Below are 22,502 nucleotides of genomic sequence, written 5' to 3' on the forward strand. Positions count from 1 at the left end.
TCCAACAAATCGAGCGAATCCGGTCGAATTCTGCTAAGTCAGGTCGCCTATATTTGGCCACCCGTCTTTGAAGGAATTCATTGCGATGACCACCTGGATCGTCCTCGGCGTTCTCGTTCTTCTCGCCCTCTATCTCGTCAGCCTCTACAACCGCCTCGTCAAGGCGCGGCAGATGGCGAAGGAAGGCTGGTCGGGCATCGACGTGCAGCTGAAGCGCCGCGCCGATCTGGTGCCCAATCTCGTCGACACCGTGAAGGGCTACATGTCCCACGAGCGCGAGACGCTGGAGGCGGTGACGACGATGCGCGCGCAGGTCGGCGCGGTGCCGGCCGGCGATGTGGAGGGACGTGCCAAGGCGGAGGGGCTGCTTGGGCAGGCGCTCGGCCGGCTTCTGGCGGTCGCGGAGAACTATCCCGACCTCAAGGCCAGCACCAACTTCCAGACGCTGCAGCTCGAACTCTCCAATCTGGAAAACGAGATCCAGATGTCGCGGCGCTATTACAACGGCGCGGCGCGGGAGCTGAACGTGATGGTGGAATCCTTCCCCTCCAATCTCGTCGCCGGCCAGTTCGGCTTTGCGCCGATGGACTATTTCGAGATCGAGAATGCCGCCGACCGCGCGGTGCCGAAGGTCGGCTTCAACGGGTGAAAGCGATGAAAGCCATCCTCGCCGCGCTGGCGCTCGTCCTAGCGCTCGCCTCGCCCGTTCTCGCCGAGGAACGCATCCGCTCCTACGATTCGCGCATCGATGTGCGGACCGACGGACTTCTCGACGTCACCGAGACGATCACCGTCGATGCCGAAGGCGCCAATATCAAGCGCGGCATCTACCGCGATTTTCCGCTGATCTACGTCGACGAGAACGGCAAGCGGCATGAGGTTGGCTTCGACATCCTCTCGGTGAAGCGGGGCGGAAGGGACGAGCCCTATTTCACCAACCGGAACAGCGACGGCATCCGGATCTATATCGGCGACAAGGACGTCCTTCTCTCACCGGGAACCTACACCTACGAGATCCGCTACGAGACGAGCCGCCAGTTCCGGCGCTTCGACGATCACGACGAGGTCTACTGGAACGTCACCGGCAACGACTGGGCTTTCCCGATCGACGAGGTGAGCGCCGAGATTCAGTTGCCCGATGGCGCGCGCCCGGAAAAATGGACGGCCTACACCGGCTATTACGGCGACGCCGGCTCGGACTACACGGCCAGCGCCGACGGCAGCCTCGTGCGCTTCCGCACGACCCGGCCTCTGGCGCCGCGCGAGGGGTTCTCGGTCGTCGTCGCGATCCCGAAAGGCGTGATCGCCGCGCCGACGGCGGCCCAGGAGGCGGCCAATTTCTGGCTCGACAACCGCAACCGGATTCTGGCCGCCATCGTCCTTGCGGTCATCGGCGTCTACTATCTCTTCATCTGGGACCGGGTCGGGCGCGATCCGCCCAAGGATGTCGTCATCCCTCTTTTCAGGGCGCCCGAGGGTGTTTCGCCCGCGCTTGCCGGCTACATCCACGACATGGGCTTCAAGGGGAGCGGGTGGACGGCGCTCTCGGCGGCCGTCGTCTCGCTCGCGGTCAAGGGCTATCTCGTTCTTGACAATCTTGGCGACAAGCCCGTCCTCGAGCGGACCGACAAGCCCCTTTCGAACGACCTGCCGCCCGGCGAACGGGCGATCCTGACCAAGCTCGACGTCATCGGCCATCCCCGCTTTCGCCTCAGCCGCGACAACGGGCCGGATGTCGCCAGCATCGGCTTGAACTTCCGCGCGACGATCGAGAAGGAAAATCGGGGCCGCTTTTTCGCGATGAACGTCGGCTATGCCGTGCTCGGCATCGCCCTCAGCGTGGTTGGCGTCATCGCGATGTTCGCGCTCGGCAACTGGTCGGCAGATGAAGTGGCCGCCGTCATTCCCTTCGTCGCGGCCGGCTTCATCCTGGCGATCTTCGCTGTGCTCGTCGGCCAGCTCCTCGGTCGCGGCAACCCGGCGGGTAAGATCGGCACGATCGTCATCCTGTTCTTCCTCGGCCAGTTCGTCGTGACCGCCGCGAGCCTTGGATCGGCGGCGATGTTCGACTGGATGATCGCCAACCCCTTCCTGCCGATCACGCTCGGCATCATCGTCGGCCTGAACGTTCTTTTCTTCATTCTGCTGCGTGCGCCGACCGTTCTCGGGCAGAAGCTGATGACCGATATCGAAGGTCTGAAGCTCTATCTCTCCAAGGCGGAATCGGAGCGGATGAACATGGCCGGCGTACCGCAGATGTCGCCGCAGCATTTCGAGACCCTGCTGCCCTATGCCATTGCCCTCGGCGAGGAAAAGCCCTGGACACGGGCGATGGAAGCCTGGCTCGCGACGGCGGCTGTCGCCGGTGCCGCTGCGGCGGCCTATTCGCCCGGCTGGTACCACGGCGGCTCCTTCGATCACGGCGGATTGACCCAGTCCCTCGGCAGCCTCGGCAGCAGCATGTCCTCGTCCTTCCAGTCTTCGGTTCCGCCGCCGAAGTCTTCGAGTTCCGGCTTTTCGGGGGGAGGCGGCTCGTCCGGCGGTGGCGGAGGCGGCGGCGGAGGCGGCGGCTGGTAGAGGAAGCTGCGAGCCTGCCAAGGTGAGGGGGAAGCGGAACTGCGATTGAAGCCCGGAGTTTCCTTGGGTATCGCTTGTGCGTCTGTCCCTCCCGGATTTCTTCCCTATGCCCTTCTTCGAATATGCGCGCCCGGTGCTCTTTCTGTGCCTGTCCAACGTCTTCATGACCTTCGCCTGGTATGGGCACCTCAAATATGCCGACAAGCCGCTCTTCCTCGTCATCGTGACGAGCTGGGGTATCGCGTTCTTTGAATATTGCCTTGCCGTTCCGGCGAACCGCTACGGGCATGAGGTCTATTCGGCCGCCGAACTGAAGACCATGCAGGAGGTCATCACCCTCGCTGTCTTCGCGGGCTTCTCCGCACTCTATCTCGGCGAGAAGCTGACGCTCAGCCATGGTGTCGGCTTCGCGTTTATCTGCCTCGGCGCCTTCTTCGTCTTCAAGTCGCCTCTGGGCTGAAGCATCAAGCCGAAAAAGCCTGTCCCCGTCTCGTACGGGGATGGGAACCGGTTCTGGTGACGGCTGAATGTTCGTTGCCTCATTGCGGCAGCGGCTGATCCTCGGGCAATTCCGGCATCGAAAAATCCTTCCAGGTGCCGTCGGCCCCGATCTCGACCTTGTAGAAGAGATAGCTCCCCGTCGCCGCGATCTCCGCGAAGTCGCCCGCGGTCATGACGCGGTAGACCTCCACCATCTGCCTCGGCGTCAGCCGGCTTGGCGGAATGTCGGCGAAATACGGCCAGACATAGGTTTCCTTCGGCGTCCCCTTGTCTTCCACGACCCAGCCGGCGTCGAGCACGTCGGCGAGGATGGCGAGAATCTCCAGTCCGTCCTCGTCGCCGGATTCGGCCCTCAGGGTGTCGATCTTGTCGTCCGATTCCTGGGTGGCAAGATGCGGCGGCGTCTTGGAAAGCGCCATCACCGGGCGAAGCGCCTCCGGGTTCCCGGTCAGGGCCGCGTCGATGATCTTCTGCCGCATGGCGGCGACGGGAGCCGGCAGATCCTTGGTGCCATAGTGGATTTCGGGCAGCGGGCCATCGGCGTTGTCTGGCGTTGACGACGGTTGCGCGGCCCCATAGGGATTCGTCGCGGCGCCGGGAACGGAGATGCCGCCGCCGTCATCTTCCTTGAGCGGCGCCGAAGGGTCGATGGAGGGCACCTGGATGCGTTGGGTGGGCACCTCTGTGGCACTCAGCGCATGAAGGGGGGTGCAAATCGCCAGCACTGCCAGCAGGGACGTATACCGCACTGTCCGTTCTCCCGGAACGGCGGGTGCTGGTTGCCGCAAAGCACCGCGCCTGCCCCAGCATATAGGCCAGTGGTCGCGACCTGTCATCCGGCCAAGACGCCCGGAAAACGATCGTATCGGTTTGAAAACGGTGTGCTTTTCGACCAGATGGGCAGGTCTGCCCAAAGCCGATTTTGTGTCGCTGTTGCCCTAAGGCAACGCAGCCGCGAATCCGGCGCCAGCTTACTGAAGCGTCCGGTCCAGCGTGTAGTCGCCGGCGGCGACCTTGGCGGGAATCTTTTCCATCATCGCGGCGACAATGTGCTCGCCGAAACAGTCAACCAGCGTCGTCAGCGCAGTGAACAGGGCAACATGAGCGAACGCGTCGGGCGGCACGCCCTCCATGTCGGCCTCGTCGAAAGCCTGTTCGATGTGGTGCATCGCACGGCGCTTGATCACGTCGGCTTCGGAGGCTTCCTGGCCAGCATCAACATCTTCCAGAGGCAACGTCACGTTCGATCCATCCCTGCAGTTCAAAAATCCAAACTCGGTAACAGGGCGAAATAAAATCGCCCTTGTCGCAATTTCAGCGGCAATGGGCGTTTGCCCCCGAGTGAGCCGATCCTAACAGGCCTTTGGTTCGTTGTAAGGGGGAATATTAATCGAAGTTAACAGATGGAGCTTAATGCCGATTCAGGATGAATTTTGCACTAATGTGTTGTCATCCCGCCGGAAAATGCCCGGATCAGTGGTTTTCTCCAAGGCCTTGCGCGATCGAGGAGCCTTCCGCCAGATAGTCGTTGACGAGCGCTTCGGCATTGGGCGTGCAGGAACGGAAGATCAGCGCGGCCTCCAGGTTGGCCGTGTTGTAGGCGGCGACATAGGCCTTGCGGGTCTTGTCCTCCGGCGCTTCGACGGCGAGAAGATTCGTCATTTTCGTGCGCCAGATCGTTCCGTCACGGCCATGACAGATGGCGTCGAGATGCGACAGCGAGCCGAGGATCGCCGAAAGGCGCGTGAGAGCCTGCACCTTGGAGGAGGAAGGCGCCAGTGTCTCGCCGCCGGAAGCACCCTGGGCGAAGGCATCCGGCCCGGCGCTGGCTGTTCCAAGCAGCAAAATGACGAGAAGGGCCCGTCCCGGAAGACAAGTCCGGGATGCGGTCGGGGCGGTCGGAAAAAGCCGCAATGCCTCACCCCCTCTCTCTTGCCGTTGCCCGCCTGGGCCGATGCGACCCGGTTGGCCGCCGCATTCAGGCTGCCACAACGCCGGTCGCGATTGCGCCGCCGTCACGGGCAGGCTTCGTCCGGGAGCTTGTCCCGTGCCTCGAATGCATAGCGTAACAGGCCCGGCGTGTGCGGAAGGATCGACAGGACTTCCGGCTCATGCCATCCGGCCTCTTCCGCGTCGTCGCCGGCATGGATCGCATCGCTCCCCACAAGACGGCCGGCAAAGACCGCAATGACATAGTGCGCGGCGAGGTGGCCGTCGCCGTCGTGCCGGACCGATTCCAGCAGCGAAGGCACGCCGACCGTCTCGATGGAAAGGCCGCATTCCTCCAGGACTTCCCGCCGCGCCGCATCCGCCAGCAGCTCACCTGCCTCCACATGGCCGCCGGGCAGGGACCAGAGGCCCGCATACGGAGCCTTGCCCCGGCGCACGAGCAGCAGTCGCCCGGCATGCCAGACAGCCGCGCTGACGCCGAGACGGGGCATGACCGGCCAGTCACCCATCGCTCTGGGTTGCTTCAAAGGGTTTCTCGACGTCAAGATTACTCGAACAGAGCATCGATCGCCATCTGGACCGCATTCGGGTCGGCGGGCTCCGGATCGGACACGGGCGCACCGTTGATCAGGCCGCTGGCATGTTCCAGCAGCGGCTTGATCTGATGCTCGGCAACGTTGGTGACCCGCATGATCGTATGATCGATGGGAAGGTCCTCGTTGGCGATCATCCGCTGCACCGACAGGAGGGCCTGGTCGAGCATGCCGATGGTGGCTTCCAGCGCCTTGCGCCGCTCCGGCTCGACAGCATTGTAGGCGGCGATCGCCAGGTCGCGATGCTTGAAGTGCGAGGCGCGGAAGTGTTCGGGATAGCTGCAGGGGCTCCAGTCGAGCACATCGCTGACGCACTCGGGCATCACCGGCAGCATGTCGATCAGCATCACCACTTCGTTGAAGTGGTTGAGGTAGTCGGTCGCAAGACGGGTGTCGGGATGAATGTTGGCTTCCGCCAGACGCTGAGGCGTCAGGACGAAGTCGTCCACACCCGTCGCTTCCATCCGCCCTTGGACGCTCAATTCGATCTCCCGCGTGCCTGCCCGCCCGTCATATCGGGCAAGTCTATGCACGACATCGTTGCTAAAGTGCTTACAACTGTCACAGGGTGCGGCCGCCCCAGGCGGGCGGGAATCGGACGGACGAAAGAGACAAGACGAGGCAGGCAGCAGACCATGTGCGGACGCTTCACCCTGATCGCAACGCCCGACGAAGTCCGGCGCTATTTCCGCTACGACGAACAGCCGAATTTCCCGCCGCGCTACAACATCGCGCCGACGCAGCCGATCGCCGTCGTCATCGCGGGCAAGGAAACCACGCATTTCCGGCTGATGCGCTGGGGCCTCATTCCCGGCTGGGTCAAGGACACGGCAAAGTTTCCGCTGCTGATCAACGCAAGATCCGAGAGCGCCGCGGAAAAGCCGGCCTTCCGCGCAGCGATGCGTCATCGTCGCAGCCTCATTCCGGCAAGCGGCTTTTACGAATGGCGCCGCGTCGGCAAGGAAAAGCAGGCCTTCTTCATCCGGCCGAAGGACGGCGGCGTGGTCGCCTTTGCGGCCCTGCACGAATGCTATCAGGATGCCGCCGGCAACGAACTCGACACGGCCGCGATCCTGACGACCAGCGCCAACCGGCTCATGGCGATGGTGCATGACCGGATGCCCGTCGTGATTCGCCCGGCGGACTTTGCCGAATGGCTCGACACCGCGCGCAACGAGCCGCGCCATGTGACGGAGCTGATGCGCCCGGTCGACGACGACTTCTTCGAGGCGATCCCGGTGTCGTCGAAGGTGAATGCTGTCCGCAACGACGATGCCTCGCTGATTTCGCCGATCAGCGAGCCGCTTTCACTCGATTCGCCGCCCAAGGAGGAGGTCGAGGAGCCTGCGCCGCGTCGCTCGCAGGGCGATCTGTTCTCCGAATGACCTCTTCCGACAGACGCAATACGCGGCTGTCCTTCTGCATCTCGTGCTATGACTCTGCTTCATCAGGGAACTGATGGGGGGCGACATGAAGTCCGACAGTTCACACAGCTTCGACCGTGCACTTGTGTCTGTGCCGGGCGGGGAGCGCGTCGCCCAGACCCCCTTCGGTGCGCGGATCGTCATACACGCAACGGCCTCGGAAACCGGAGGCGCTCTGGGGATGTGGGAAACCTTCACGCCTCCGGGCCATGGACCGGCACCACACACCCACACCCGCGAGACGGAGGTCTTTCGGGTCATTCGCGGCACTTACCGCTTTACCTGCGGCGAAGATGTCTTCGATGCCTCTCCGGGAACGGTCGTGGTCTTGCCGCCATTCGTCCAGCACGCATGGGTCAATATCGGCAACGAGCCGGGGCAGATGTTCGCGACGGTGACGCCTGGCGGATGCGAACAGCTTTTCCTCGATATCGCCGCATCCGGCGCCACGACGCCTGAAGAGATCGCTGTCATCGAGGCGCGACTCGGCATCATCAATGAGGCGACTATGGCTCTGGCCGCAAGGGATCATTGAGGCAACCTTGAAAGCCATCGGCTTCGAAGACCGTCCGCCACACAGTTTGGATGGAGCGCTGCGCCGAACCGGTCCAGGCGTCAAACCGTCAAGACTTTCCGGTCCAATGGAACGGATTCGCCGCCCAAGAGTTACTTCCGCACACCAGTGAAACGACTTCAACGGCAGACGCGGCGACCCTGTTTCCGCGCGGAGGGAAACTCGTGACCATCGGAACCATTCTCCTCATCATCCTCATTCTGATCCTGCTCGGCGTCGTCCCGGCCTGGCCGCATTCGCGCGCCTGGGGCTATGGCCCGTCCGGCATCGTCGGCGTGATCCTGATCGTCCTCCTGCTTCTCGTCCTGCTTGGACGAATCTGACGGCGGGGCTTCGGAATTTCATCAGCGAAAACGGCGACGGCGGCCTCATGGGCCGCCGTCGTTGCATTTGTCTGAAGGTCTTCAGCGTTCAGGCGGCAAGCGCCATGGCCGGGGCCACGAAGCTCTCCGCGAGCGCTTCGGCAACCGCCGCGTTGGTCAGCCTGCCGGCGTGGACGTTGAGACCGTTGGCAAGATGGGGGTCGTCCGCGAGCGCCTTCTTCCAGCCCTTGTCGGCAAGCGCCAGCGTGAAGGGCAGGGTGGCGTTGTTCAGCGCATAGGCCGAGGTGCGGGCAACGCCGCCTGGCATGTTGGCGACACAATAGTGGACGACGCCGTCGACCAAATAGGTCGGATTGGAATGCGTGGTGGCGCGCGACGTCTCGGCGGCACCACCCTGATCGATGGCGACGTCGACGATCACCGAGCCCGTCTTCATGGCCGCGACCATCGGCCGGGTGATCAGCTTCGGTGCGGCGGCGCCGGGGACGAGAACGGTGGAGATCACCAGATCGGCCCGGGTCACGAGGTCACCGATGATCTGGGCATTGGCATGGGCCGTCTTCACGCGGCTGCCGAAGGTCGCGATCTGGCGACGCAGCACGTCGAGCGAACGGTCGACGACCGTGACCTGCGCGCCGAGGCCGATGGCGATCTGGGCCGCGTTGGTGCCGGCGACACCGCCGCCGAGGATGACGACCTCGGCCGGCAGAACGCCCGGCACGCCGCCGAGCAGCACACCCATGCCGCCGCTCGCATTCTCAAGACAATGCGCGCCCGCCTGCGGGGCCATGCGGCCCGCGACTTCCGACATCGGCGCCAGCAGCGGCAGCGCGCCGGAGGCGCTCGTGACCGTTTCGTAGGCGATGCAGGTCGCGCCGGACGCCATCAGGTCATGGGCCTGGTCGGGATCAGGAGCAAGGTGGAGATAGGTGAAGAGGATCTGGTTTTCGCGCAGCTTCTTGCGCTCGGCTGCCTGCGGCTCCTTGACCTTGACGATCATGTCGGCGGCGGCGAACACTTCGTCGGCCGTGTCGAGGATTTTCGCGCCGGCGGCGGCATAGGCGGCGTCGTCCGCGCCGATGCCCTTGCCCGCGCCAGCTTCGATCACGACCTCGTGGCCGTGGGCAACGAGTTCGGCAACCGACGTCGGCACCAGACCGACGCGATCCTCATGGTCCTTGATTTCCTTCGGCACACCAACGCGCATGGCATCCTCCTGACACTGATGAATGACCTGTTCCCCGCCTTCGGCTTTTTGCGAAGGCTTGGAAAATATGATCAATCCGGCGTCATGCAATTTCCTGCGTCATTGAGGGGCTATGGATCAATTTTTTCGAAGAATATGCTATAAAGGCGGGAGATAGACGCAGGAAATTCGAATGATCCAGATCGACAGCATCGATCGCGCCATCGTCAACGCGCTGCAGGAGAACGGCAGGCTGACCAATGCGGAGCTTGCCGCGGGCGTGAACCTCTCGCCGTCGGCCTGTCTTCGTCGTGTCCGCCTGCTGGAGGAAAGCGGCCTCATCCAGAAGACCGTGGCGCTGCTCGATCCGCAACTCGCTGGCGTTCCCGGCACGGCCTATGTCTTCGTCACGCTGGAAGGTCAGGGCAGGGCGGCGCTCGATGCCTTCGAGCGCGCCATCCGCCATGTGCCGGAAATCACCGAGTGCTATCTGCTCGCCGGCCAGCACGACTACCTGATGCGGGTCGTCTACCACGACAGTTCCGACCTGGAACGGCTTCACACCGAAATTCTGACCCCGCTGCCGGGCGTAGTGCGCGTCCAGTCCACGTTGACGCTTCGAACGGTCAAGCGGACGACCAAGCTGCCGGTCTGACGCCGGACGGCCACCCCACGATCTCCAACCGGCGATCACCGGGTGCTCACGGTGAGTTGCAATCCTGTGATGAGCCTCGGCTCCCGGTCGATGGTAGTTTTTCTTCCGTGAACGCGCCGCCAGGCAATCGGTTGGAGGAACCGGTGGCGGCTGCGGATGTCACGCGCGAAGGGGGGATGTCAGGATGACAATCGGATTTTCAGGACACGGCCTCGGCGCCGGATTGGGACTGTTTGTGCTTGCCGCCGTGATGCATGTCGTGCCGGCCCTTGCGGGCGAGATCAATGTGCAGGACGGCGCGGCGATCTCCGGCTACGACCCGGTCGCCTATTTCGAGGACGGCATGCCGGTCGAGGGCAAGCCCTCGATCACAGCAACACACAAGGGAGCGGAGTTCCGCTTCGCGAGCGAGGCGCACCGCGCCGCCTTCATCGCCAATCCGGAGAAATTCGCGCCGCAATATGGCGGCTACTGCGCCTTCGCCGTCGCCCAGGGCGCCAAGGCGAAGATCGAGCCCGAGGCTTATTCGATCGTCGACGGCAAGCTCTACCTGAATTTCGACAAGAGCGTGCAGGCGAAATGGAGCGAAGACATCCCCGGCTACGTGATGAAGGGCGATGCCTATTGGCCGAGCGTCAAGGACCAGTAGGTGCTGGCGGTGCCGAGCGCTCGCTTCTCGCCAGCTTTCCGTCAACTCTGCGACCACGGGTCAGGTCATGAATGCCGCAATTGGGCAGATAGCCCGTCAGGATGATCCCGGAGCAGGGGAACTGTGCTTCGTCCCCCTGTCGCAGGTGAAGCAGCACGACATCATCGCGCTCATGAACAACGACACGGTGGGCCGGCAGCTGCCGTTGCTTGCGGGTGAATTCTCGTCCGACGCCTGCAAGGCATTCCTCTCGGCGAAGCAGAAGCTCTGGGACGACCATGGCTTCGGCCCCTGGGCCTTTCTCATCAAGGGAGAATTCGCCGGCTGGGGCGGCTTGCAGCCAGAGCAGGGCGAGGCCGATTTCGCACTCATCCTTCACCCCGATTTCTGGGGCTGGGGACGCCGGATCTTCGAGCGTGTGAAGCATCAGGCCTTCGGCGAGATGAAGCGGGACTCGATCACGATCCTGCTTCCTCCAACCCGGTCGAATTCGCGGGCCGTCACCCGGTTGGGCTTCGTCGAGGACGGCGAGGTGACCGTCGACGGTGAACGCTTCAGGCGATTCCGGCTGAGGAAGACCGGTTGACCGGGATCGCCTCTTCGCTCGCCTGCTCGCGGACAGGCCTCGGCAAGACGAGGCGAATTACGCCTCGCCCGCGTCCTTGAGGAAGGGCTCCACCTTGCCCTTGAGCTTCAGCGTCATCGGCTGGCCCTTGCGGTCGAGCGTCTTGCCTGCGGCGACGCGGATCCAGCCCTCCGAAACGCAGTATTCCTCGACGTTGGTCTTCTCGGTGCCATTGAAGAGGATGCCGATGCCGCGCTCCAGAAGGGCGGCGTCGTGGAAGGGGCTGTCGGGATTGACGGACAGGCGGTCCGGCAGGGCTTCGCTCATCGGATTGCCTTTCATGGCGTGTGAGTGGCGTTCGAGAAGCGCTGATAGCGCATCTTGTCGCCAAGGTGAACTCAATCCGGTCGGACGGCGGCGAAGAGGAAGACTCTTGCCAACACTCCGCCATCAGGATGATCTATCGATCGCGGATCGGGACGCCGCGATTTGCGGGGCCGCAAGACGTCTTGGGTATCGGTAGCGGCAGATGTCGTCCCGTTGGAGACAAGGCAATCATGAAGCGGCGCATTTCGATCATGGGCCCGGTGTTCCTCATGACATCGGTCCTTTCCCTTGGGGCCGTCATTGCGCAGGACGCGGCCGCCCCGGACGGGGATGACAATGACGGCATGATGATGGAGAACATGGACCATGGGGCCATGGGGACGGGCGACGGCGAGGCCACGCCGGCCGATTCGCCGGCGAGCGCGGCCTTCGTCGCCGCCAACGCCCGCATGCATCAGGCCATGAACATCCCGCTGACCGGGGATGCGGATGTGGACTTCGTGCGCGGCATGATTCCGCATCACCAGGGCGCGGTCGAGATGGCGAAGATCGTGCTGCAATACGGCAAGGATCCAGAAGTCCGCAAATTGGCGGAAGGCATCATCGCCGCGCAGCAGCAGGAAATCGCCTTCATGAACGCCTGGCTCGACAAGCACGGCAACTGAGGCCGAGCGCGGTTCGGCTTTGGGTCACCCCCTGTGCAGGGGATAGTCCACCGGGCCCGGGCGGCCGGTCTGGCCGCGATGACGCAGGAACTGGTCGGCGATAACGCAGGCGATCATCGCCTCGCCGACCGGAACGGCGCGAATGCCGACGCAGGGGTCGTGCCGGCCCTTGGTCCTGAGATCCACTTCCTCGCCGGTCGCCGAGACCGATTGCCGGAGCGTCAGGATCGACGAGGTCGGCTTGATCGCAAAACGCGCGACGATCGGCTCGCCGGTCGAAATGCCGCCGAGGATGCCGCCGGCCTTGTTGGACAGGAACACCGGATGGCCGTTGGGGCCGAGCCGCATTTCGTCGGCATTTTCCTCACCGGTGAGTTCGGCGGCGCCAAAGCCTTCGCCGATCTCTACGCCCTTGACCGCGTTGATGGACATCAGCGCCGAGGCGATCTCCTGATCGAGCTTGGCGTAGATCGGTGAGCCGAGGCCGGCCGGAACGCCTTCGGCGACGACTTCCAGCACCGCGCCGACCGAAGACCCGGCCTTGCGGATGCCGTCGAGATAGTCTTCCCACTCTTTCGCCGCGACCGGGTCGGGGCAGAAGAAGGGGTTCTCGTCGACAGCCGCCCAGTCCCAGCGGCTGCGGTCGATCTTGTGCGGGCCCATCTGCACCATCGTGCCGCGGATGGTCATGCCCGGCAGCACAAGGCGGGCGACGGCGCCAGCCGCCACCCGCGCCGCGGTTTCACGCGCCGAGGAGCGTCCGCCGCCGCGATAGTCGCGCACGCCGTATTTCATGTCGTAGACATAGTCGGCATGACCCGGCCGGTATTTGTCGCGGATCTCGCCGTAGTCCTTGGAGCGCTGGTCGACGTTGCGGATCATGAGCGAGATCGGCGTGCCGGTGGTCACCAGCCCGTCGGTGCGTTCGTCCTCGAAGACGCCGGAGAGAATCTCGACCTGATCGGGCTCCTGCCGCTGCGTCACGAAGCGCGAGCCGCCCGGACGGCGCTTGTCGAGCCAGTGCTGGATCATGTCCGCCGAGATCGGCAGGCCGGGCGGACAGCCATCGACCACGCAGCCGAGCGCGGGCCCGTGGCTTTCGCCCCAGGTGGTGACGCGGAAGAGATGACCGAAACTGTTGTGCGACATGGCCGGGCCCGGTGAGAGCGGCGAAGCCTTCGCCGCGTGTTTGCGTGGCGCCGTGTTTACGTGGGCAGCAGCGCGCGGTCAAACAGCCCTTTGGAGCGGTTCACGGTCATATGGCTTCATATGAGCGTCGTTCGAACCGCTCCAGCACTCCGAAAACAGAGCATTTCCCTGTCGATTAGGTCCCTACCTGATCGACAGGGAAATGCTCTAGATCCAGCGACCCTCTTGCCCGTCCCAGGCAAAGAAGCGCTTTTGCGGCACGGAGAGCTCCATGAGCTCCTCGACCGGAATCCGCTGCAGGATGGCCCGGAAAACGCGGCTCACCGCCCCGTGCGAAACGATGACGGCCGGACCGTCGATCGCCGCCAGCCAATGCGCCGTGCGGGCCATCAGGTCGGCATAGCTTTCGCCGCCGGGAGGACGATGGTTGAAGGGATCGGCGCGGCGCGGCTCGAATTCCTGCGGACGCGTCGTCTCGATCTCGGCCATGGAAAACCCTTCCCATGTGCCGAAGGTGATTTCCTTCAGGCGATCGTCGTAGGAAATGGCCGCGGGATCGATACCGAGTTCGCCGGCGACGATCTGCATCGTTTCGCGCGCCCGTGCCATCGGCGAGGCGAAAAAGCGAAACGCGGACGGGGCTATGCCCCTGTCCTCAAGATGGGTCTTGAGCGTCTGCCCGTTTCGCCGTGCCTGGCCGCGGCCCTTGTCGTTGAGCGGGATGTCCGTCTGGCCCTGAAGCCTCAGCGCGGCGTTCCAGTCCGTCTCGCCGTGGCGGATGAAGACCATCGGCAGCGCCACGGCGCTGCGGATGGCCTTTGAAACCTCGCCCGGCACCAGCCTATCAAGCATCCTTGACGACGGAGATGTCCGGTGCGTCCACGGCCTTCATGCCGACGACATGGTAGCCGCTGTCGGCGTGGTGGACTTCGCCGGTCACCGAGCGCGACAGATCCGAGCAGAGGTAGAGACCGACGTCGCCGACCTCGTCGGTGGTGACCGTGCGCTTCAGCGGCGAGTTATACTCGTTCCACTTCAGGATATAGCGGAAGTCGCCGATGCCGGAGGCGGCCAGCGTCTTGATCGGGCCGGCCGAAATCGCGTTGACGCGGATGCCCTTGCCGCCGAGGTCGACGGCGAGATAGCGCACGCTCGCCTCGAGCGCCGCCTTGGCGATGCCCATGACGTTATAGTGCGGCATGACCTTCTCGGCGCCGTAATAGGTCAGCGTCACGATGGAGCCGCCATTCGTCATCAGCTTTTCGGCGCGCTGGGCGACCGACGTCAGCGAATAGCAGGAGATCAGCATGGTCTTGCTGAAATTTTCTTCCGACGTGTCGACATAGCGGCCGGTCAGCTCGTCCTTGTCGGAAAAGGCGATGGCGTGGATCACGAAGTCCAGCGAGCCCCATTCCTTCTCGATGGCGCCGAAGCAATCGTCCATCGACTGCTTGTCGGTGACATCGCAATGGCCGAAGACCTGACCGCCCACTTCGGCGGCCAGCGGCTCGACTCGCTTGCGCAGGGCATCGCCCTGATAGGTGAAGCCGATGAGACCACCTTGGGAATGGATCGACTTGGCGATGCCCCAGGCAATCGACCGGTTGTTCGCGAGCCCCATGATCAGGCCGCGCTTGCCCGCCATCAATCCCTGTGCGTTCGCCATACTTGTCTCCATGTCATCCACTTGACCGACCCGCCTGCCGGAGGGCGTGACCTCATTGCATAGCAATATGCGGCTCGCAAGCCTTTGCCGGTGCCGATTGCTGCCGGTGAAACGAAGGTTGCGCGAGCCGTCACGCCCAGAACTGGTCTTGTCCGCGCCGGTCGATTGCCGGTGATTACGCAATCGTCGTAGCTGTGGACAAGCTCCTCCTGCGCCGCGAACAGACAGTTGCGATGCACCGAAAGGAGGACACCTTGTAGCTGAGGGAATGTTTCGAGGAAATATATTCCGTTTGCAGAGCACACGCAGCCGGCTTCACTTTTTGAGTCAGGATCTTTCATGAACCGACTTGCATGACAGCGGCATGACATCGCTGGTCTTTCCGGTTCAAAGCCTTGACAGGGCCTGGAGCGCCACTGATCCTCGGGCGCCTTCGGGCCGCACCCTCCCAGGCTCTTCCGGATCAAGACCCCATGCGCCCTGCGCCAACGCCCGATCTTCTTGCCCGATTCGCCGCGATCGTCGGGGCCGCCAACGCGTTGACCGACCCGGTCGACATCGCCCCTTACGTCGTCGAATGGCGCGACCTCTATCTCGGCCGCACGCCGCTCGTCCTGAAGCCGGGGTCGACGCAGGAAGTCGCCGAGGTCCTGAAGCTTGCCCATGAAACGGGAACGGCCATTGTGCCGCAGGGCGGCAACACCGGCCTCGTCGGCGGCCAGACCCCGGACGAGACCGGCGCGGAGATCGTGCTGTCGCTGTCGCGCCTCAACCGCATTCGCGATGTCGATCCCGCCGGCGATACGGTGACGGTAGAGGCGGGCGTGGTTCTTCAGGCCCTTCACGATGCGGCGGCGGAAACAGGCCGGCTTTTTCCGCTGACGCTTGGCTCCATGGGCTCCTGCCAGGTGGGCGGCAATATCGCGACCAACGCCGGCGGCACGGCGGTGCTCTCCTACGGCAACATGCGCGCGCAGGTGCTGGGGCTCGAAGTGGTGCTGGCCGACGGCCGGATCTGGAACGGGCTGAAGCGGCTGCACAAGGACAATTCCGGCTACGACATGAAGCAGCTCTTCATCGGCAGCGAGGGCACGATCGGCGTCATCACGGCGGCGGTCTTGAGGCTCCAACCGCAGCCAGCGGGCATCGAGGTCGCCTTCGTCGGCATGCCGGGGCCGGAAGAGGCCTTGAAGCTGCTGACGCTGGCGCGCTCAAGGGCCGGGGCCATGCTGACCGGCTTCGAACTGATGCCGCGCATGGGACTGGAATTCACGCTGCGCCATCTCGCCGGCGCGCGCGATCCGCTGGAGGCGTCGCACGACTGGTATGTGCTCTGCGAGATATCGTCGACCAGCGAGGCCGAGGTCGCGCGCCGGGTCATGGAGCAGGTGCTCGGCGAAGCCCTGGAGGACGGCATCGTCACGGACGCGGCCATCGCCCAGTCGATGGATCAGGCCGCCGCCTTCTGGAAGCTGCGCCACGGCATGTCGGAGGTGCAAAAGCACGAGGGCGGTTCGATCAAGCATGATGTGTCGGTGCCGGTGGATCAGGTGCCGGCCTTCCTGCGCAGCGCCATCGCGGCGGTCGAGGCGTTCATGCCGGATTGCCGCCCAATTCCCTTCGGCCACCTCGGCGACGGCAACATCCACTTCAACGTCAGCCAGCCAATCGGCATGGACAAGGAGGCCTATCTCGCCAACTGGGATGCGATGAACGAGGTGGTGCACGCCATCGTCGGCGAATTCGGCGGATCGGTCGCGGCCGAACATGGTGTCGGACGGCTGAAGCGCGGGCTCATCGAACGGGTGAAGGATCCGGTCGAACTGGAGATGCTGCGGGCGCTCAAGAAGACCTTCGATCCGAAGGGGATCCTCAATCCCGGCCGGGTTGTCTGAGGGGGCTCTCGGGATAGTCGCTTAGTGCGCGACCGTCCTGGAAAAGAGGTTGATGACGACGACGCCCAGGATGATGAGGGCAAGGCCGACGATCGCTGGGGCGTCCAGTTTCTGCCCGGAGAAGAGCCAGGCCACCGCCGCGATCAGAACGATGCCCGCACCGGACCAGATGGCATAGACGACGCCCGTCGACATGACGCGGAGAGGGAAGGAGAGACACCAGAAGGCGAGGGCATATCCGCCGACGGTGATCAGCGATGGCACCAGCCGCGTGAAGCTTTCCGATCGCGCCAGCGCGCTGGTGGCGATCACCTCGGCGACGATGGCCGCGGCGAGAAAGGCATAGGTCGACAGCGGGATGGCAGGCATCGGCAGACTCCCAATGTTCCGGATGCAGGCGAGGCGTCAGCCGGACGCGCGCCGCAGCACGACCACCGCCTCCACATGGGCGGACCAGAGGAACTGGTCGACTGGCGTGACGCTCTCGATCCCGTAGCCGCCGTCGACGAGCAGCCGCACGTCGCGGGCGAGCGTTGCCGGATTGCAGGAGACCGCGACGACAGTCGGCACCTTGGAGGCGGCAAGTTCGGCTGCTTGGGCATTCGCGCCAGCGCGGGGCGGATCGAAGACCACGGCGTCGAAACGGGCGAGCTCCTTGGGCGTCAGGGGCCTGCGGAAGAGATCGCGCCGTTCCCGGTTGATCTGTTTCAGGCCCTTCGCGAAGCGCGCGCCCTTGTCCAGCGCCTCCATCGAAGCCTTGTCGCCCTCCACGGCGTGGACCGCACTCTTCGTCGCAAGCGGAAACGTGAAGGTGCCGGCGCCGCAGAAGAGATCGGCCACTGCTTTGGCGCCTTTGACGGCGGCAAGGATCAGGTCCGTCATCGCCTGTTCGGACTCGGCGGTCGCCTGCAGGAAACCGCCGGGCGGCGGCACGACGCTGACGCCGACGAAGGACAGCGACGGCGGAACGCGCTCCACGATGACCTCGTCGCCGACGGACAGCCGGGCAATCCCGGCCGCCATCGCCGCCTCGATCAGCGGCAGGCGCTGCTTGTCGGCGTCCTTGGGCGGCAGGCCGGTGAGGCAGACGTCGAGACCGTTCGCCGTGGTCAGAACGGAGATGGCGAGATCGCCCTTCTTCGGGGCGGCGACGGCGGCAAGCTGCTCAAGGGCGGGCAGGGCCTTGACGATGGCAGGCCGCGCCACGGGGCACTCATCGATCGGAACGATGCGATGGCTCTTGCGGCCGTGGAAGCCGAAGAGCAGGCGATGACCGTTTCGTCGCGCGGCAAGCGTCACACGCCGCCGGCTGCCGGACGGAACGATGATCGGCTCGGAGATCTCCGGATTAAGGCCGCGCGAGGCAAAGGCGGCGCGCACGAGGTCCTGCTTGAAGGCGGTATAGGCGGCAGGACCGAGGTGTTGCAGGCTGCAGCCGCCGCAGTCGGTGTAATGCCGGCAGGCCGGCGCGATCCGGTCCGGGCTCGGCGTCACGACGTCGAGGAGGTCGCCGCGCTCGCCATCGAGCTCGACCGCGACGGTCTCGCCGGGCAGCGTGAAGGGAACATAGACGGGTTGCCCGTCGAGCGTGGCGATGCCGTCGCCCTGCGCGCCAAGCCGTTCGATCGTCAGGGTCTCGGCCTCAACGCCGTTGCCGCTCATGTCTTCTGTGCCCCAAGCAGGAATTCGCGGTTGCCGTCGCCGCCGGTGATAGGCGATGGCAAGTGCCCGACAACCTGCCAGCCGTCAAGGCCGCCGATCCACGCGATGATTCGCTGCAATGCCTCGTCGGCAAGCTCAGGGCTCCTGACCAGCCCGCCTTTGCCGATGCCTTCGCGCCCGACCTCGAACTGCGGCTTGACCAGTGCGGCAAGGCGGGCGCCGGGCGCGGCAAGATCGAGCGCCGGCGCAAGCGCGAGCGTCAGCGAGATGAAGCTGACGTCTGAGACCACGATCTCCGGCGGCTCGCCAATGTGGGCCAGCGTGAGGTCGCGCGCGTTGAGGCCCTCAATCGACGTCACGCGCGGATCGCGGTGGAGACTCTCGTGCAACTGCCCGTGGCCGACATCGATCGCCGTTACATGCCGGGCGCCCCGCTCCAGCAGCACCTGGGTAAAGCCGCCGGTGGACGCGCCGACATCGAGGCAGGTCTTGCCGGCAGGATGGAAGGCGAAAGCATCGAGCGCTGCGACGAGCTTCAGCGCCGCGCGGGAGACATAGCGCGCCGCCGGATCGTCGATTGCGATGTTGGCCCCGGCGGCGACGGTCTGGCCGGGCTTGGTGACGACCGACCCGTCAACCTGCACGGTGCCGCGCTGCACGGCATCGCGCGCCCGGGCCCTGCTGTGAAAGTGACCAAGATCGACAAGCAACTGGTCCAGCCGGATCTTCGCGCCGCTCACGCGGCGGCGTCCTTTTCGGCGGCTTCGTTGGCGGCGTCGATCTCGGCCTGTACGGCAACGCCGGGGTCAACAGGCGTCTGGACCATGGGATTTTCCTCTTCGAGCGGTTCGGGCGTCAGCACCGCGCCGACAGTCGCCGTGGAGAAGAGGTCGAAGTCGTTCTTCTCTTCGGTGGTCTGCGAGGCGCGCTGCTTGATGCGCAGCGCGGTAAAGAGCAGCAGCGCCACCTGCGTCGCGGCGATGAAGAAGAAGAGAGCGCTGGCGCCAAGCCCCTTCATCAGCACGGAGGCGACGAAGGGGCCGATGACCGAGCCGATGCCGTTGGCGAGCAGCAGACCGGCGGCGGTCTCGACGTAGTCCGTCGGCGCCGCGCGGTCATAGGCATGGGCCGCGGCAATCGAATAGCCGGGCAGGGTGGTGATGCCGAAGAGAAAGCCGAACAGCAGCAGCATCGTGTTCGACAGCGTCAGGCTGGCGAGCAACATGCAGACCGCCGCGGCAGCCGCGAGCACCATCATCAGGACATAGCGCCGGTCCATCTTGTCCGACATCCGGCCGACCGGCCATTGCGCCAGAGCGCCACCGATGACGGCGACGCTCATGAAGAGGGCGGCCGCGCTGTTGGAAAGACCGTGGTCGACGCCATAGATCGCCCCGAGCGACCAGAAGGAGCCGTTGCCGATGCCGATCATGAAGGTTCCGACAAAGCCGACGGGCGCCATGCGGTAGAGCTTCTTCGGATTGAACTGCACGAGCGTGATTGGCGCGGGCTGCGCCGAACGGGTCATCGCCACCGGGATCGCCGCGACGGAGACGAGGATGGAAGCCAGCATGAAAAGCGTGAAGCCGCTGACGGGCGCCAGCGTCACCAGCATCTGTCCGGCCGTGATCGCGGCGAAGTTCACGACGATGTAGCTGCTCATCAGCAGGCCGCGATTCTCGTTGGTCGCCCTGTCGTTGAGCCAGCTCTCGATGATGAGATAGAGCCCGGCGAGGCTGAAGCCTGTCACCGCGCGGCAGATCATCCAGACATAGGGATTGACGAGAAGCGGATGGACCAGAGCGATGGCTGACGCGGCGGAGACAAGCGCGGCGAAGGATCGGATGTGGCCGGCACGCAGGATGAGATAGGGGCCGGCGACGCACCCGGCGACAAAGCCCGCGTAATAGGCCGAGCCGATGAGGCCGATGTCGAGCGCGCCGAACTGCTCCATCGAGGCGCGCAACGGCGTCAGCGTGCTCTGGAGGCCGTTGCCGGCAAGAAGAAAAGAAATACCGATCAGCAGCGATGCGATCGGAGCCAATGTGGAGGGCACGGTCAAATCCGAGATAGCAGGTGAAATAGGGCGCGCAATGGTCCGCGCTGGCGTCTATCGCGTCAGATCATGCCTGATTTGTGGCCAAAGGGGAATTCCGGCAATCCGTCGCCGGCCCGGCACCAGAGCAGGCAATGCGCAAACGGGACCGTCCCCCGAGCGAAAGCCGTCGCTGACCGGTGCGGATTGTTGCGGACAGCCTGATCGGATTGGCCGGACGGGCTGGTCAACCCGGCTCCAGGCGCGGAAAATCAAGGTGATTCTGAACTAGGTCCGGGAGCGACGGGAACCGAAAATCCGTCCGGATGTGCATCGAGGCCATCATCAGGCCCCGCTTTTGCTCGTTTTGGGTGATGGTGTTGTCCGCAAGCGACTGTCGCGGCCGAATGGCCAGCGCTGCGGCGGTTCGCGAGAGAAGCACGAGGGTGAATTTCGACCAGTAGAGGGGCGTCATTTTTTGCTCATGAGAGATGAGTTTCAGTAGATGCGGAGATCGGCGGATGAGCAGAAAATTCGAAAATTTCTACGTCAACGTAGCGATGGGGACGTTGTTCGCCTGTCTGGTGATCGCGATATCCATCGATCCGAAGGTTCATGGCTACGATGACGGAATTATTCTCACCGGCGCCGATCGGGTCTTGCGCGGCGAGGTTCCCTATCGCGATTTCTGGAGCATGTACGGGCCTGCAACCTATTATTTCAATGCAGCCGTGCTGGAACTGTTCGACAACAGCGCCATTGCCGTCAAGATAACGGCACTTCTCTTCAAGGTGCTGATCGTTGTCTTCGGGTTTGTCATCATCTCGAAGGCAAACGGACCCAAATGGGCGTTTCTCGGGGCGGTTTGCCTTTTGGGTCTGCTGATCAAGCTCGGCTTCGATCTTTTTACCGTGTATCACGCGACGGCACTCATCCTCGTCGCCTTCATGATGATCTCAAGCGCCGAGCCGACGCGCATCCGCATGCTGGGGGCAGGACTCCTGACCGGCTTTGCGGCGCTCTTTCGCCATGACATGGGGTTCTACGCCTGCCTCACGGCTGCCCTTGCATTGATGGTTTTCGCCTTTGGCGAAGGCACCGGCCTTCGCGCCAGATTGGGCAAGGCAGCGCTGCAGATCGCCATTTTCGCGGCCGGCGTCGGGCTCGTCTTCTTTCCGGCCCTGATTGTCCTCCTGAAGGCGGCCGGCGTGCAGGACGTTGTCTTCAACCTCATTACGGCGCCGAGCGCCATCTATCCCGCGGCGCGCGGCCTTCCATGGCCGTTCCCCTGGGATTCGGCCGTCTATATTCCGCTGCTGGGGATCCCGATCCTGGCGGCGATCGGCCTCGGACTGGCCCAGCATTCCGAAACGTCGGAACAAAGCTTTGCCGACCGAATGCTGATCACCTTGTCCCTTGCCGCCGTTGTCTTCATGGCCAAGGGAGCCGTGCGCGTCGAGAGCCTGCACATGGCGCCGGCTCTCGTCTTCGCCTTCCTGGCGCTCTTCACCTATCGCGGTGCCTACTGGCGCGAGAATCGCCGTGCTCTCGTCATGACGGTTCTGGTCATCGGCGGCATTTCCTATTCCGCCCTTTATGCCGCGACGGGTTTTCGCAACTCCGCCAGCAATGTCATGAAGATCGCCCGGGCGGAGCATCCTTTCCAGGCGCTGGATTGCCTGACCAGGATCGGCGAGGATCGTGTCGCGTGCCTGGAAATTCCGGCGCGCTACCAGCAGGCGGTGGCGTTCATCAAGGAAAACACGACCCAGGATGACCTGATCTACGTGGGGCCGAAGCACCACGACAAGGTCTTCGCCAACTATCTCGCGTTCTATTTCTTTGCCGACCGCAGGTCGCCGACGAAATGGGAGGAGACTCACCCCGGAATCCAGACGTCGCCGGAAGTCCAGATGGCGATGATCATCGATTTCACGGCGCGTCCCCCCAAATACATCCTGCTCGATGCCGCCTGGGGAGACATTCACGAACCGAACCAGTCATCCAGGAGCTCGGGGGTGTTCGCGCTCGATAACTTCATTCGCGACCACTACCGCAAGGTCACAAGCTACGGCAGCCTGGACGTCTGGGCCGAGAACAGCTGAG

The 22,502-nt window shown here is 64.0% G+C and carries 27 protein-coding genes; 12 read left to right on the plus strand and 15 right to left on the minus strand.

Annotated elements, in window-relative coordinates; translation table 11 throughout:
- Nucleotides 1-85 precede the first annotated feature (85 nt).
- The 3 genes from HDIA_RS05925 to HDIA_RS05935 all read left to right on the plus strand — a co-directional run bounded on the left by HDIA_RS05925 (nucleotide 86) and on the right by HDIA_RS05935 (nucleotide 3,037).
- Entirely contained in the window at nucleotides 86-649 is a 564-nt protein-coding gene (locus tag HDIA_RS05925) for a LemA family protein (protein ID WP_099555258.1), read from the plus strand.
- 5 nt (nucleotides 650-654) lie between these two features.
- On the plus strand, nucleotides 655-2,577 hold the full coding sequence (locus HDIA_RS05930) for a DUF2207 domain-containing protein (RefSeq protein WP_099555260.1): 1,923 nt from the start codon (nucleotides 655-657) through the stop codon (nucleotides 2,575-2,577).
- A gap of 106 nt (nucleotides 2,578-2,683) precedes the next feature.
- Nucleotides 2,684-3,037 (plus strand): DMT family protein, encoded by a 354-nt coding sequence (locus tag HDIA_RS05935; protein ID WP_099555263.1) that lies wholly within the window; start codon nucleotides 2,684-2,686, stop codon nucleotides 3,035-3,037.
- Between the two features lie 79 nt (nucleotides 3,038-3,116).
- Here HDIA_RS05935 and HDIA_RS05940 read toward each other — a convergent pair whose 3' ends face one another.
- The 5 genes from HDIA_RS05940 to HDIA_RS05960 form a co-directional block, all read right to left on the minus strand.
- Entirely contained in the window at nucleotides 3,117-3,827 is a 711-nt protein-coding gene (locus HDIA_RS05940) for a hypothetical protein (RefSeq protein ID WP_245884182.1), read from the minus strand.
- Nucleotides 3,828-4,049: 222 nt separating this feature from the next.
- A complete protein-coding gene (locus HDIA_RS05945) occupies nucleotides 4,050-4,319 on the minus strand; it encodes a hypothetical protein (protein WP_157775353.1) in 270 nt (89 codons plus the stop codon).
- A gap of 232 nt (nucleotides 4,320-4,551) precedes the next feature.
- Nucleotides 4,552-4,923, minus strand: a complete 372-nt coding sequence (locus HDIA_RS25190) for a TIGR02301 family protein (protein ID WP_157775355.1) — start codon at nucleotides 4,921-4,923, stop codon at nucleotides 4,552-4,554.
- 170 nt (nucleotides 4,924-5,093) lie between these two features.
- Nucleotides 5,094-5,555, minus strand: coding sequence for an NUDIX hydrolase (locus tag HDIA_RS05955; RefSeq protein ID WP_157775357.1), 462 nt, complete (start codon nucleotides 5,553-5,555; stop codon nucleotides 5,094-5,096).
- Nucleotides 5,556-5,575: 20 nt separating this feature from the next.
- A complete protein-coding gene (locus HDIA_RS05960) occupies nucleotides 5,576-6,103 on the minus strand; it encodes a hypothetical protein (protein WP_197708105.1) in 528 nt (175 codons plus the stop codon).
- A gap of 153 nt (nucleotides 6,104-6,256) precedes the next feature.
- On the opposite strand from HDIA_RS05960, the gene HDIA_RS05965 reads away from it, so the two are divergent.
- The 3 genes from HDIA_RS05965 (at nucleotide 6,257) to HDIA_RS05975 (ending at nucleotide 7,942) form a co-directional block, all read left to right on the plus strand.
- Nucleotides 6,257-7,006 carry an SOS response-associated peptidase gene (locus HDIA_RS05965; RefSeq protein WP_099555273.1) on the plus strand — a complete coding sequence of 250 codons (750 nt, stop codon included), beginning with the start codon at nucleotides 6,257-6,259 and terminating at the stop codon, nucleotides 7,004-7,006.
- Nucleotides 7,007-7,091: 85 nt separating this feature from the next.
- A complete protein-coding gene (locus tag HDIA_RS05970) occupies nucleotides 7,092-7,580 on the plus strand; it encodes a cupin domain-containing protein (RefSeq protein ID WP_099558732.1) in 489 nt (162 codons plus the stop codon).
- 203 nt (nucleotides 7,581-7,783) lie between these two features.
- Complete coding sequence (locus HDIA_RS05975) at nucleotides 7,784-7,942, plus strand: DUF3309 family protein (RefSeq protein ID WP_099555275.1); 159 nt, start codon at nucleotides 7,784-7,786, stop codon at nucleotides 7,940-7,942.
- Nucleotides 7,943-8,030: 88 nt separating this feature from the next.
- On the opposite strand, the gene ald is transcribed toward HDIA_RS05975, so the two are convergent.
- Nucleotides 8,031-9,149 carry an alanine dehydrogenase gene (ald, locus tag HDIA_RS05980; protein WP_099558733.1) on the minus strand — a complete coding sequence of 373 codons (1,119 nt, stop codon included), beginning with the start codon at nucleotides 9,147-9,149 and terminating at the stop codon, nucleotides 8,031-8,033.
- A 172-nt stretch (nucleotides 9,150-9,321) separates the two neighbouring features.
- Between ald and HDIA_RS05985 the strand changes: the two genes are divergently transcribed.
- The 3 genes from HDIA_RS05985 to HDIA_RS05995 all read left to right on the plus strand — a co-directional run bounded on the left by HDIA_RS05985 (nucleotide 9,322) and on the right by HDIA_RS05995 (nucleotide 11,018).
- The gene (locus tag HDIA_RS05985) at nucleotides 9,322-9,783 is read left to right on the plus strand and encodes an Lrp/AsnC family transcriptional regulator (RefSeq protein WP_099555277.1); all 462 of its coding nucleotides are present in this window, start codon (nucleotides 9,322-9,324) and stop codon (nucleotides 9,781-9,783) included.
- Nucleotides 9,784-9,967: 184 nt separating this feature from the next.
- Nucleotides 9,968-10,432: a YHS domain-containing (seleno)protein gene (locus HDIA_RS05990; protein ID WP_099555278.1), complete on the plus strand. Its 465-nt coding sequence runs from the start codon at nucleotides 9,968-9,970 to the stop codon at nucleotides 10,430-10,432.
- A 67-nt stretch (nucleotides 10,433-10,499) separates the two neighbouring features.
- Nucleotides 10,500-11,018, plus strand: coding sequence for a GNAT family N-acetyltransferase (locus tag HDIA_RS05995; protein WP_197708106.1), 519 nt, complete (start codon nucleotides 10,500-10,502; stop codon nucleotides 11,016-11,018).
- Between the two features lie 57 nt (nucleotides 11,019-11,075).
- Here HDIA_RS05995 and HDIA_RS06000 read toward each other — a convergent pair whose 3' ends face one another.
- Nucleotides 11,076-11,324 (minus strand): DUF3297 family protein, encoded by a 249-nt coding sequence (locus HDIA_RS06000; RefSeq protein ID WP_099558735.1) that lies wholly within the window; start codon nucleotides 11,322-11,324, stop codon nucleotides 11,076-11,078.
- 269 nt (nucleotides 11,325-11,593) lie between these two features.
- Here HDIA_RS06000 and copM point away from each other — a divergent pair, with 269 nt between their 5' ends.
- The gene (gene copM / locus HDIA_RS06005; protein ID WP_425432939.1) at nucleotides 11,594-11,989 is read left to right on the plus strand and encodes a CopM family metallochaperone; all 396 of its coding nucleotides are present in this window, start codon (nucleotides 11,594-11,596) and stop codon (nucleotides 11,987-11,989) included.
- A 24-nt stretch (nucleotides 11,990-12,013) separates the two neighbouring features.
- Here copM and aroC read toward each other — a convergent pair whose 3' ends face one another.
- The 3 genes from aroC to fabI all read right to left on the minus strand — a co-directional run bounded on the left by aroC (nucleotide 12,014) and on the right by fabI (nucleotide 14,804).
- Entirely contained in the window at nucleotides 12,014-13,138 is a 1,125-nt protein-coding gene (gene aroC / locus HDIA_RS06010) for a chorismate synthase (RefSeq protein ID WP_099555280.1), read from the minus strand.
- Nucleotides 13,139-13,345: 207 nt separating this feature from the next.
- Entirely contained in the window at nucleotides 13,346-13,990 is a 645-nt protein-coding gene (locus HDIA_RS06015) for a histidine phosphatase family protein (protein WP_245884183.1), read from the minus strand.
- A complete protein-coding gene (fabI, locus tag HDIA_RS06020) occupies nucleotides 13,983-14,804 on the minus strand; it encodes an enoyl-ACP reductase FabI (protein ID WP_099555282.1) in 822 nt (273 codons plus the stop codon). Before fabI ends, HDIA_RS06015 begins: the two co-directional genes overlap by 8 nt.
- Before the next feature lie 473 nt (nucleotides 14,805-15,277).
- On the opposite strand from fabI, the gene HDIA_RS06025 reads away from it, so the two are divergent.
- Nucleotides 15,278-16,699, plus strand: a complete 1,422-nt coding sequence (locus tag HDIA_RS06025; RefSeq protein ID WP_099555284.1) for an FAD-binding oxidoreductase — start codon at nucleotides 15,278-15,280, stop codon at nucleotides 16,697-16,699.
- A gap of 21 nt (nucleotides 16,700-16,720) precedes the next feature.
- On the opposite strand, the gene HDIA_RS06030 is transcribed toward HDIA_RS06025, so the two are convergent.
- The 5 genes from HDIA_RS06030 to HDIA_RS06050 form a co-directional block, all read right to left on the minus strand.
- Nucleotides 16,721-17,053 (minus strand): SMR family transporter, encoded by a 333-nt coding sequence (locus HDIA_RS06030; protein ID WP_157775815.1) that lies wholly within the window; start codon nucleotides 17,051-17,053, stop codon nucleotides 16,721-16,723.
- Nucleotides 17,054-17,104: 51 nt separating this feature from the next.
- Nucleotides 17,105-18,361 (minus strand): class I SAM-dependent RNA methyltransferase, encoded by a 1,257-nt coding sequence (locus HDIA_RS06035; RefSeq protein WP_099555288.1) that lies wholly within the window; start codon nucleotides 18,359-18,361, stop codon nucleotides 17,105-17,107.
- Nucleotides 18,358-19,101: a TlyA family RNA methyltransferase gene (locus HDIA_RS06040; protein ID WP_245884184.1), complete on the minus strand. Its 744-nt coding sequence runs from the start codon at nucleotides 19,099-19,101 to the stop codon at nucleotides 18,358-18,360. Before HDIA_RS06040 ends, HDIA_RS06035 begins: the two co-directional genes overlap by 4 nt.
- A complete protein-coding gene (locus HDIA_RS06045; RefSeq protein WP_157775359.1) occupies nucleotides 19,098-20,417 on the minus strand; it encodes an MFS transporter in 1,320 nt (439 codons plus the stop codon). The genes HDIA_RS06040 and HDIA_RS06045 overlap by 4 nt, the downstream gene beginning before the upstream one ends.
- A 226-nt stretch (nucleotides 20,418-20,643) precedes the next feature.
- Entirely contained in the window at nucleotides 20,644-20,871 is a 228-nt protein-coding gene (locus tag HDIA_RS06050) for a hypothetical protein (protein WP_099555292.1), read from the minus strand.
- A gap of 46 nt (nucleotides 20,872-20,917) precedes the next feature.
- On the opposite strand from HDIA_RS06050, the gene HDIA_RS06055 reads away from it, so the two are divergent.
- Nucleotides 20,918-22,501, plus strand: a complete 1,584-nt coding sequence (locus HDIA_RS06055; RefSeq protein WP_099555294.1) for a hypothetical protein — start codon at nucleotides 20,918-20,920, stop codon at nucleotides 22,499-22,501.
- Nucleotide 22,502: the final 1 nt, after the last annotated feature.

The sequence above is a fragment of the Hartmannibacter diazotrophicus genome (assembly GCF_900231165.1).
GTDB lineage: Bacteria > Pseudomonadota > Alphaproteobacteria > Rhizobiales > Pleomorphomonadaceae > Hartmannibacter > Hartmannibacter diazotrophicus.

What these genes read in the sequence shown, in the direction of transcription:
- aroC (WP_099555280.1), bottom strand. Translation starts at nt 13,138, where the DNA reads ATGTCGCACAACAGTTTCGGTCATCTCTTCCGCGTCACCACCTGGGGC.
- HDIA_RS06035 (WP_099555288.1), bottom strand. Translation starts at nt 18,361, where the DNA reads ATGAGCGGCAACGGCGTTGAGGCCGAGACCCTGACGATCGAACGGCTT.
- HDIA_RS06015 (WP_245884183.1), bottom strand. Translation starts at nt 13,990, where the DNA reads ATGCTTGATAGGCTGGTGCCGGGCGAGGTTTCAAAGGCCATCCGCAGC.
- HDIA_RS05925 (WP_099555258.1), top strand. Translation starts at nt 86, where the DNA reads ATGACCACCTGGATCGTCCTCGGCGTTCTCGTTCTTCTCGCCCTCTAT.
- HDIA_RS05990 (WP_099555278.1), top strand. Translation starts at nt 9,968, where the DNA reads ATGACAATCGGATTTTCAGGACACGGCCTCGGCGCCGGATTGGGACTG.
- HDIA_RS06000 (WP_099558735.1), bottom strand. Translation starts at nt 11,324, where the DNA reads ATGAGCGAAGCCCTGCCGGACCGCCTGTCCGTCAATCCCGACAGCCCC.
- ald (WP_099558733.1), bottom strand. Translation starts at nt 9,149, where the DNA reads ATGCGCGTTGGTGTGCCGAAGGAAATCAAGGACCATGAGGATCGCGTC.
- fabI (WP_099555282.1), bottom strand. Translation starts at nt 14,804, where the DNA reads ATGGCGAACGCACAGGGATTGATGGCGGGCAAGCGCGGCCTGATCATG.
- copM (WP_425432939.1), top strand. Translation starts at nt 11,594, where the DNA reads ATGACATCGGTCCTTTCCCTTGGGGCCGTCATTGCGCAGGACGCGGCC.
- HDIA_RS05930 (WP_099555260.1), top strand. Translation starts at nt 655, where the DNA reads ATGAAAGCCATCCTCGCCGCGCTGGCGCTCGTCCTAGCGCTCGCCTCG.
- HDIA_RS05970 (WP_099558732.1), top strand. Translation starts at nt 7,092, where the DNA reads ATGAAGTCCGACAGTTCACACAGCTTCGACCGTGCACTTGTGTCTGTG.
- HDIA_RS06050 (WP_099555292.1), bottom strand. Translation starts at nt 20,871, where the DNA reads ATGACGCCCCTCTACTGGTCGAAATTCACCCTCGTGCTTCTCTCGCGA.
- HDIA_RS06055 (WP_099555294.1), top strand. Translation starts at nt 20,918, where the DNA reads ATGAGCAGAAAATTCGAAAATTTCTACGTCAACGTAGCGATGGGGACG.
- HDIA_RS05965 (WP_099555273.1), top strand. Translation starts at nt 6,257, where the DNA reads ATGTGCGGACGCTTCACCCTGATCGCAACGCCCGACGAAGTCCGGCGC.
- HDIA_RS05985 (WP_099555277.1), top strand. Translation starts at nt 9,322, where the DNA reads ATGATCCAGATCGACAGCATCGATCGCGCCATCGTCAACGCGCTGCAG.
- HDIA_RS05995 (WP_197708106.1), top strand. Translation starts at nt 10,500, where the DNA reads ATGAATGCCGCAATTGGGCAGATAGCCCGTCAGGATGATCCCGGAGCA.
- HDIA_RS06025 (WP_099555284.1), top strand. Translation starts at nt 15,278, where the DNA reads ATGCGCCCTGCGCCAACGCCCGATCTTCTTGCCCGATTCGCCGCGATC.
- HDIA_RS05935 (WP_099555263.1), top strand. Translation starts at nt 2,684, where the DNA reads ATGCCCTTCTTCGAATATGCGCGCCCGGTGCTCTTTCTGTGCCTGTCC.